The organism is Microcoleus sp. BM001215392 (assembly GCF_036700185.1).
Taxonomy (GTDB): domain Bacteria; phylum Cyanobacteriota; class Cyanobacteriia; order Cyanobacteriales; family Microcoleaceae; genus Microcoleus.
Genome location: NZ_JAUBOJ010000343.1, coordinates 1 through 8463, shown reverse-complemented (window position 1 = coordinate 8463; position 8463 = coordinate 1). Strand labels below are relative to the sequence as shown.

Annotated in this window: 8 protein-coding genes; 3 read left to right on the top strand and 5 right to left on the bottom strand. The window is 46.7% G+C overall.

Annotated features, from left to right (window positions below):
• Positions 1-137 precede the first annotated feature (137 nt).
• A complete protein-coding gene (locus QT974_RS27040) occupies positions 138-1286 on the bottom strand; it encodes a Re/Si-specific NAD(P)(+) transhydrogenase subunit alpha (RefSeq protein ID WP_333471494.1) in 1149 nt (382 codons plus the stop codon).
• Positions 1287-1815: 529 nt separating this feature from the next.
• Between QT974_RS27040 and QT974_RS27035 the strand changes: the two genes are divergently transcribed.
• The 3 genes from QT974_RS27035 (at position 1816) to QT974_RS27025 (ending at position 5623) form a co-directional block, all read left to right on the top strand.
• A complete protein-coding gene (locus QT974_RS27035; protein ID WP_333471493.1) occupies positions 1816-2328 on the top strand; it encodes a DUF2808 domain-containing protein in 513 nt (170 codons plus the stop codon).
• Between the two features lie 351 nt (positions 2329-2679).
• Positions 2680-3948 (top strand): MFS transporter, encoded by a 1269-nt coding sequence (locus QT974_RS27030; RefSeq protein ID WP_333471492.1) that lies wholly within the window; start codon positions 2680-2682, stop codon positions 3946-3948.
• 91 nt (positions 3949-4039) lie between these two features.
• Complete coding sequence (locus QT974_RS27025) at positions 4040-5623, top strand: MDR family MFS transporter (RefSeq protein ID WP_333471491.1); 1584 nt, start codon at positions 4040-4042, stop codon at positions 5621-5623.
• A gap of 35 nt (positions 5624-5658) precedes the next feature.
• On the opposite strand, the gene QT974_RS27020 is transcribed toward QT974_RS27025, so the two are convergent.
• The 4 genes from QT974_RS27020 to QT974_RS27005 all read right to left on the bottom strand — a co-directional run.
• Positions 5659-6426 carry an ABC transporter ATP-binding protein gene (locus QT974_RS27020; protein ID WP_333471490.1) on the bottom strand — a complete coding sequence of 256 codons (768 nt, stop codon included), beginning with the start codon at positions 6424-6426 and terminating at the stop codon, positions 5659-5661.
• Between the two features lie 255 nt (positions 6427-6681).
• Positions 6682-7560 carry a glycine--tRNA ligase subunit alpha gene (glyQ, locus tag QT974_RS27015; protein WP_333471489.1) on the bottom strand — a complete coding sequence of 293 codons (879 nt, stop codon included), beginning with the start codon at positions 7558-7560 and terminating at the stop codon, positions 6682-6684.
• Positions 7561-7747: 187 nt separating this feature from the next.
• The gene (locus QT974_RS27010) at positions 7748-8176 is read right to left on the bottom strand and encodes an HNH endonuclease (protein ID WP_333471488.1); all 429 of its coding nucleotides are present in this window, start codon (positions 8174-8176) and stop codon (positions 7748-7750) included.
• The coding region (locus tag QT974_RS27005; RefSeq protein WP_333471487.1) for a hypothetical protein at positions 8173-8463 on the bottom strand (291 nt) is incomplete at its 5' end. The genes QT974_RS27005 and QT974_RS27010, both read right to left, overlap by 4 nt.

Below are 8463 nucleotides of genomic sequence, written 5' to 3'. Positions count from 1 at the left end.
GCCGAACTATCGGACTTGCCGAACTATCGGACTTGCCGAACTATCGGACTTGCCGGACGATCGGACTTGCCGGACGATCGGACTTGCCGAACTTGCCGCACGATCGACTATCGGACTTTGCCTCATAACGACAGAATCTAACTGACTGCTGAAGCCTCAGCCGCCAAAGCATCCCGAACTCGCTGATTGCTAATCTCGCCATCGCGGGCGACACAAGAACCAGCAATGATATCATCTTCAAAATTCAAATTTAGTTCCTTATCTTTCAGCATTAACTGAAGCAAAGCCGAGACATTCTTCGAGTAAGTTTCGCTGGCGTGTACTGGCATCGAGGATGGTAAATTAATCGGGCCGATGACATTAACGCCGTTCCATTCAACATCTTTACCCGCTTCAGAACACTCGCAATTGCCGCCTTGTTCGGCCGCGAGGTCAACAATTACCGATCCGGGTTTCATTTGAGAAACCATTTCTCTAGTAACTAAAATAGGTGCTTTTCTGCCGGGAACTTGAGCAGTTGTAATCACTGCATCGGAAGCGCTGACGTGTTGGGTGAGCACTTGGCGGGTGTATTCTTTGGCGGCTTCTGATAATTCTTTTGCGTAACCACCGGCGGCGACTGTTTCTTCTTTGAGTTCGACATCGACGAATTTAGCGCCCAAGCTTTGCACTTGTTCTTTGGTTTCCGGGCGGATGTCAAATGCTTCGACTACTGCGCCCAAACGACGCGCTGTCGCGATCGCCTGTAAGCCCGCAACGCCCACGCCCATCACCAATATTTTCGCGGGGCGAATTGTACCCGCCGCCGTTGTCAACATCGGGAAATATTTCGGTAATGCACAGGCTGCGATCAGTACGGCTTTGTAACCCGCAACGTTGGCTTGAGATGACAGCGCGTCCATGCTTTGGGCGCGGCTGGTGCGCGGGATCATTTCCATGCTGAATGCGGTAACATGGCGATCGGCCAACCGCTGTACTAACGCCGGATTTCCCAAAGGATTCAAAAATCCGATGAAAACTCCTCCTTCGCGAAGTTGGTGAACTTCTGATTCTTTGAGCTCCCCGATTTTGACGACGACATCGGCTTCGCCCCACAGCGTAGCGGTATCGGCGACAACACGAGCTCCGGCTTCTTCGTAAGCAAGATCCGAGAAAAAGGATTTTGCACCCGCACCGGCCTCAACCCAAACTTCCACGCCTTGTTTGACTAATCGGGCTACAGCGTCGGGTACTAAGGCTACCCGGCGTTCCCCTGCTTCGACTTCTTTGGCGATCGCTAATTTCATGGACTCTCCTTTACTCTAAACATAGACAGGGCGGTTGAAACCGCGTCTACACATACAAAACCTGCCGGACGCAGGTTGAAATTCAAATTTCCCAGTCCGCGGAGGCGGACATCGTTTGTGTAGGCGCGATTTCAATCGCTGGCTGGATTGGACAGTCCGCGTCCGGCGGACATCGTTTGTTTGGCGTGCGATTTCAATCGCTGGCCCGGTGGCGGTTGAAATCGATTCTGCTGGCTTCTCACGTTGATATTAAAGCCGATCGCCAAAATTACACTCGCTTCTTTAACTTGTCTTATAGATTCAATTTTGCTAAAGTCTTAAATTTGCAGCATCCCATGGTACAATAAAACGCTGCCGAATTCTGTAGTTTGAATGTCAGTTGTCAGTATTACGCCAAAAATAATTGACCGAGGGCGGGCGATCGCACTCATCAAATTGTTGAGACATTCGATATATTAAAGGCATTCATCGCAAATTGCCCGCAGTAAATATTTAAGGTTCCATTGTAAATTTGGTGAGAGGAGCGATTATGAAACGATTATTTTCAGCATTAGCAGTTACAGGTTGCTTGCTAACAAGCTTGCCCGCCATTAGTTTAGCCCAGTCCATGCCCGGATTCACGATTTTCGGAGGCCCCGATCGCGCGAATCAATTAAACTACCGCTTGGATTACGGCAAAGCCGGGATGGCTGGCGATAGATACCGACTGCGAATTCCTTCCAAAAAAGTAAGTTTGGCGATCGCCCAACTCAACATTACTTATCCAGACTATTACAAAGGCGAATTCGACCAAAAAGAGATTAAAGTACGCGTCAAAGACAAAACAATAGCATTGCAAGAAGTAATCTGGGACAAAGAAAATCGATTCATAGAAATTTATCCCGCAGAGCCAATTCCTGCCGGAAACAACGTTGAGGTAGTGCTCTCCAACGTCAGAAACCCAAGTCCGGGCGGAATGTACCATTTCAACGTCCGCATCCGCACTCCTGGGGACGTTCCATTAATGCGTTATTTAGGGACTTGGTTGTTGAGCATTGATTGAGGTTGGGGGAAGCAAAATTTAGCAAGAGTGGCGATCGCGACAGAAAAATTCAACTGTGGCGATCTTTTTGCTATAGGGAAGAAATTAACAACAGAGGATTTACGAACCGGTGGCCAGAAACCGGGTTTTTTCTCAAAAATACTCGATTGCAGCCCGCAGATACGCAAAAAACCCGGTTTCTTTGCAAGGAGTGCATAAACCCTGAATACTCAAAAAATCGAACCAGAGGCTCATACCGCAATTGTATTTGATTCGTAAAATAAGTCTATGGTAATTCCCCGATGGTTGCCCCTAACTAATTAGACGTATGCCCCGGGGCGCTATTATACAAAATGTTGACGAAACCGATACATGAATCTACAAGCAAAAATCAAAAAAATCAAACTTCCGCCAGCCCTGCGATCGCAAAATTACCGCCTGTTTTTTGCAGGACAAGGTATCTCGCTAATTGGCAGTTGGATGACCCAAGTTGCTACAGTGTGGCTGGTCTACAATTTAAGCGATTCACCTTGGATGTTGGGCGTAGTCGGATTTACCAGTCAAATTCCCACATTAATCTTACTGCCTTTTGCCGGAGTTTTAATCGATCGCACGAACCGGCACCGAGTGATAATTGCCACTCAAATCTTAGCGATGGTTCAATCCTTAGCCCTAGCATTTTTAGCGCTAACAGGAGTCGTCAACATTTGGCAGCTTTTGGTACTGAGTTTGTTTCAAGGGGCAATTAACGCCTTTGACGCGCCCGCACGACAAGCATTTGTCCCCGAACTCGTAGAAAAGAAAGAAGACTTAGCAAATGCGATCGCCCTCAACGCTTCCATGTTCAACGGAGCCCGACTCATCGGCCCAGCAATTGCCGGATTGGTAATAGGTACAGTCGGCCCGAGTTATTGTTTTCTAATAGACGGAATCAGCTACATCGCCGTCATTGCAGGCTTATTAGCAATGCAGCTCAAACCCCGTAAAATAGCAGTAACCAATACCAAACCCTTACAAAGATTAAAAGAAGGATTCGATTATGCCTTCGGATTTCCCCCGATTAGAGCCATCTTACTGCTATTAGCATTAGTCAGCTTCGCCGGAATGTCGCACACAGTATTAGTGCCAATTTTTGCCACAAAAATTCTGAACGGCGGCCCGCAAACCCTCGGATTTTTGATGGCCGCTTCCGGAGTTGGAGCATTTGCAGGCGCGATTTATTTAATCGGACGCAAAAGTGTAGTCGGCCTCGGCAAACTGATTGCAATTTCGCCAGCAATCATGGGAGTTGGACTGATTGGTTTTGGTTTGTCCCGCATCTTGTGGCTGTCATTAATCATGATGTTGTTTGTAGGATTTGGTTTCATCATCCAATTTGCCGGCGGAAACACATTTTTGCAAACAATAGTTGAAGACGACAAACGCGGCAGAGTGATGAGCATCTACACGATGGCATTTTTTGGAGTCACACCGTTTGGTAATTTAGTAGCAGGTGGATTGGCAAATTATATCGGCTCTCCTAATACAGTCATACTTGGTGGTATAATTTGTATTTTAGGTTCAATATTTTTTACGAGACAGCTTCCGGCTTTAAAAAACTTAGTCCGGCCGCTTTATCAAAAAATGGGTTTAATTTCCTAGCTCCGATCGCACAGAAAAGCGCAACTACAAATATCAGACTCGCTCCATCTGCGTTTATCTGCGGTTCAAAAAGTCAACACAGGTTAAACCAATGGCAAATACCAGTGCAATTCCCCAGCAGCAGAGCGACGATCGCGTTCCCTTAAAAACCTGGATCGGCGTCATGGGAACAATTCTCGGCGCTTTCATGGCAGTTTTGGACATCCAAATCACCAACGCTTCTCTCAAAGATATCCAAGCAGCTTTAGGCGCAACTTTAGAAGAAGGTTCTTGGATTTCCACCGCCTATCTAGTCGCAGAAATAGTCGTCATTCCGATGACAGGTTGGCTGTCGCAAGTATTTTCGGTGCGCCGATACATCTTGGTAAATGCTAGCCTGTTCACGTTTTTTTCCATGTGCTGCGCTTGGGCGTGGAACTTGAATTCAATGATTGTATTTCGGGCTTTGCAAGGGTTTACAGGCGGTATTTTAATTCCGATGGCTTTTGGATTTTTGCTGACCAATCTGCCGCCCAAAAAACAGCCAATAGGCATGGCAATGTTTGCCCTGACAGCAACTTTTGCACCTTCAATCGGCCCGACATTGGGAGGATGGCTGACGGAGAATTACGGCTGGCAATATGTGTTTTATTTAAACTTGGTTCCGGGGCTGCTGCTGCTAGCTGCTGTGTGGTACGCAGTTGACCCTAAACCGATGCAATTATCATTGCTCAAAGGAGGCGACTGGTGGGGAATTGCCTCAATGGCGATCGGCTTGGGTTCCCTGCAAGTCGTGTTAGAAGAAGGCAGCCGCAAAGACTGGTTTAGTTCGGATTTTATTGTGCGTTTAAGCATAGTTGCTGCTATATTTCTCGGCGCTTTTTTCTGGATTGAACTAACTCGAAAAAAACCGTTTATTAACTTGCGCTTGCTGACTCGCCGGAACTTCGGTTTAGCAACTATTGTCAATGTTTCGTTAGGTGTAGGATTGTACGGTTCGGTGTTCATTCTACCACTGTATCTAGGTCAGATCCAGCAGTACAATGCCATGCAAATTGGCGAGGTAATTATGTGGGCTGGCGTACCGCAGTTATTCATCGTGCCGGTGGTGCCGAAATTGATGCAGCGCATCGATATGCGGCTGATGATCGGTATTGGTGTGAGTTTGTTTGCGATCAGTTGTTTTATGAATGCTAGCATGACTCACGAAACAGGTATCGATCAGTTGCGTTGGTCGCAATTAGTGCGAGCATTAGGACAACCATTAATTATGGTGCCGCTGTCAACTATTGCCACTGCGGGTATGGAGAAACACGAGGCTGGTTCGGCTTCGGGTTTGTTTAATATGATGCGAAATATGGGAGGTTCGATGGGGATTGCGGCGCTAGCAACTTTGGTGACGCAGCGCGAGCAATTTCACTCAAATCGCTTGGGTGAATCAGTTTCTTTGTACAATCCAGCAACGCAGGAAAGACTTAATCAAATGACTCAGTATTTTGTGAGTCGCGGTGCTGATTTGAGTGTGGCGAAAGAACAGGCAATTAAGGCGATTGATGGTTTGGTTCGTCGGGAAGCTTATGTGATGGCTTTTAATGATTGTTTTTACTTTGTAGGGATTGCTTTGTTGTTAAGCGGCATTGCTATTTTGGGTTTTAAAAAGGTGAAACCGGGTGCTGGTGGTGGCGGCGCTCATTGAGTTTGTAGGGTGCGCATTGCGCACCTTACTAATGTTTACCATTCTTGTTGGGCTGCTGCTTCTGCTTGGATTAAATTTTGCCGCAGTTGCACCCAATCTATTTGATTAGATGGCGAGTCTTCGATGAGTTTTCCGCGCTGTAAATGCAGAAGTCTGGTGCTAAATTGCTCGGATAATTCTAATTGGTGATTGACCATTAAAATTGTGGTTTTGCCGTTAGTTAGCTGTGTCAATACTTCCAAAAGGTGGGCGGCTTTTCCTACATCTAGGGCGGATGTTGGTTCGTCTAAAAGCAAGATTTTTGGTTGCAGAATTATGCCGCGGGCGATCGCCACTAACTGCTTTTGGCCCGTAGAAAGCTGCAATTCCGTGCGATCGAGTAATTCTTGGGGTATGCGCAGTTGTGCGATCGCCCCGCTAATTCTCTCAGCAATGTTTGATGCACTCACGCCCCGCAGCTTCAAAGGATAAGCCAAAGCTTCCCGCACCGACATCCCCAACAGCTTCGATTCCTGTAGAATCAGGGTGATTTGTCGCCGAAGTTCGATCGCCCCAATTTGCCGGTAATCTGTATTTTCCAGATAAATCGCGCCAGTCGTGGGGCTGCTGAGTCGGTTTAACAACCGCAACAAAGTAGTTTTCCCCGCCCCCGAAGGGCCGACAATTGCGACGCGAGATCCCTTGTCTACCTGAAACGAGATATTGTCCAATAAGTAGCTAGAGGCGATCGGTGTTTTCACGCTTACACCATCAACTCGCAATTGAGCAGTTGTATCTGGATGATTTTCCGAATAATTAGGCATTGAATTAATTTAAAATATGATATTAGCAAATAAGTCACAAAACCCCAAAGACATAATATCCAGACACCAGACTTTTTCAAGAAGTCGGATCTCTAACAAAAGAGAATTTTACGAGTCCATCTCACTTTGGCAAATATGTGTGTAGGGGCGAAGCATTACCGCAGTCAGCATGAGATTATAACTAATAACTTATATGCGGTAATGCTTCGCCCTCTTCAAAACCCAGATGCACCCGAATTTCACATTACTTATTTCTCAAACCTTCACAGCTTTTTCCAAGGGAAAACCCAAATGTTCGCGCTGTTCCAAATAAAGCTGAGCCACCCGCCGCGCCAAATTCCGAATCTTGGTAATATAGCGAGTTCTTTCAGTTACCGAAATCACACCTCTAGCATCGAGCAAATTGAAAGTATGCGAACATTTTAACACATAATCAAGACTCGGCAAAACCAATCCTTTCTTAGTCAATTGTTCCGCCTCTTGCTCGTACAATCCAAACAAAGTAAACAGCAATTCAGGATTAGAAGCTTCAAAGTTATAAGTACACTGTTCTATTTCCCCTTGCAGGTGAACGTCACCGTAAGTGACGCCATCTTTCCACTGAATTTTTGTCATCGCATCAACTTCTTGCAGATACATTGCGAGGCGCTCCAGTCCGTAGGTAATCTCAATCGAAACGGGGCGACAATCAATGCTGCCGCACTGTTGAAAATAGGTAAATTGAGTAATTTCCATCCCATCGAGCCAAACTTCCCAACCGACACCCCAAGCTCCTAAAGTCGGAGATTCCCAGTTGTCTTCTACGAAACGAATGTCGTGGTCTTCGGGTTTAATTCCTAATGCTCTCAGCGAGTCTAAATAGATTTCTTGAATGTTGGGAGGAGAAGGTTTAATCAGAACTTGATATTGATAGTAATGTTGGAAGCGATTCGGATTTTCGCCGTAGCGTCCGTCAGTGGGGCGGCGACAGGGTTCGACGTAGGCGACTGACCAAGGTTCTGGCCCAATTGCTCTGAGAAAAGTGTGGGGATTCATGGTTCCTGCACCTTTTTCTGTATCGTAGGATTGGGCGATCAGGCATCCGCGATCGCTCCAGAATTTGTTTAAGGTGGCAATGACTGATTGAAAGTTCACTGGTTTAAATATGGTTAGTAAGTGTCTAAGCTTATTTAAGCATACTCAAGGCAGGGTTTATGGAAATAAACGATGTATCGCTGGATATTTAAGTTCATTTTTCAGGTATATTGTATCGATCGAGTTATGGCGATCGATAATAGCAATGTTTTCTAGATCGATCGGCTACTGTCAGGGAAAAGAGCCATCATGTTGTTTGTGGATACGGCGGTGGATATTCTCCGATCGCAATAAGTTGGTCGCGTTCGAGGATACGTTCTGGCAGATTAAATTGTAGAATTTTAGCGGTTACGCGCCCTTCCGGAGTCAGTGGGATAATCGTTCCTCCATCTAGGCGGAAGTGGTCTGACCATTTCTGAAGACGAGGATTAAAAAAGGGGGTTAGCTGTTGTGTTTCACGGTCGATCGAACCGAGGTCAGTTCCTTTGAAACGATTGCAACAAGGACAGGATAATGCTAGGTTTTCAGCTTCGGTAACGCCATCATGTTTTTCAGCAATAATGTGTTCCATTTCAAAGGCAAAAAGTGCAGCCGTTTGGGGAAATCGGCAATACTCGCATTGCTCTCCAGCACGTTGAGTCACGACGCGGCGGAGACTGGCTGATACATAACTCATGCTGCTGTCTGTAAGCGTTTGTAGGCGTGAGCTTTGGCTAAGCGCACCCAATGTTCTAAGAGCAAATATCGATCGAGTTCGACTTCTTCCGATCGCGAGAGAGTGCCGGATTTACTGCGATCGAGCAATTCGCTCATGCGGGTTTGTAATCCAGGCGTGGGGCGGATGGCGAGGATGACTTCTGGGCTCGGTTGACTCGCCAGCAGTTCGACGATTTGGCGATCGTCTTGGTAGGGGATGGTTTCTGGGGAGGTGAGTTCTTGGATCGCGCGATCGAGGGCTTCTGG

Coding starts and splice junctions, on each gene's coding strand:
- QT974_RS27035 (WP_333471493.1), top strand. CDS start 1,816: ATGAAACGATTATTTTCAGCATTAGCAGTTACAGGTTGCTTGCTAACA.
- QT974_RS27010 (WP_333471488.1), bottom strand. CDS start 8,176: ATGAGTTATGTATCAGCCAGTCTCCGCCGCGTCGTGACTCAACGTGCT.
- QT974_RS27030 (WP_333471492.1), top strand. CDS start 2,680: ATGAATCTACAAGCAAAAATCAAAAAAATCAAACTTCCGCCAGCCCTG.
- QT974_RS27025 (WP_333471491.1), top strand. CDS start 4,040: ATGGCAAATACCAGTGCAATTCCCCAGCAGCAGAGCGACGATCGCGTT.
- QT974_RS27040 (WP_333471494.1), bottom strand. CDS start 1,286: ATGAAATTAGCGATCGCCAAAGAAGTCGAAGCAGGGGAACGCCGGGTA.
- QT974_RS27020 (WP_333471490.1), bottom strand. CDS start 6,426: ATGCCTAATTATTCGGAAAATCATCCAGATACAACTGCTCAATTGCGA.